Annotated in this window: 1 protein-coding gene and 1 pseudogene; one reads left to right on the top strand and one right to left on the bottom strand. The window is 74.0% G+C overall.

The features are described from left to right. Positions 1-303, bottom strand: a pseudogene (locus tag DEF28_RS26890) (glycosyltransferase); the annotation flags it as partial. Between the two features lie 11 nt (positions 304-314). Here DEF28_RS26890 and DEF28_RS28705 point away from each other — a divergent pair. Continuing rightward, positions 315-389: hypothetical protein (locus DEF28_RS28705; RefSeq protein WP_394340383.1), on the top strand; the 75-nt coding region annotated here is incomplete at its 3' end.

Here is a 389-nt window from a genome sequence, read left to right on the forward strand (position 1 = left end):
CGTGGCGAGCGCCACCACGGGAAGGCCGAGGAGCATGGCCTCGATGAGCGAGAGGCCGAGCGAGGTCCAGCGGATCGGGTGCAGGTAGACGCGCCGGCGGGCGAGTTCGGCGTGCATGGCGGCCTGCGGGAGGTCGTCGTGGACGCGCAGCCGGTCCGGCGGGGTGCCGAGCCGGCCGGGTACTGCGGCGACGCCCATGCCGAAGAGGTCGAGCGGCACGGCTTCGGCGAGGCCGGGCAGCAGGTCGGTCCCGGTGACCCGCCACCGCCGCAGCGGTTCGTTCACGATGACGCCGGCGCGTCTACCTGCACCCGATCCGCTGGACCTCGCTCGGCCTCTCGCTCATCGAGGCCATGCTCCTCGGCCTTCCCGTGGTGGCGCTCGCCACG

Origin of the sequence: Marinitenerispora sediminis (assembly GCF_003336425.1) — a bacterium.
Classification (GTDB): Bacteria; Actinomycetota; Actinomycetes; order Streptosporangiales; family Streptosporangiaceae; genus Marinitenerispora; species Marinitenerispora sediminis.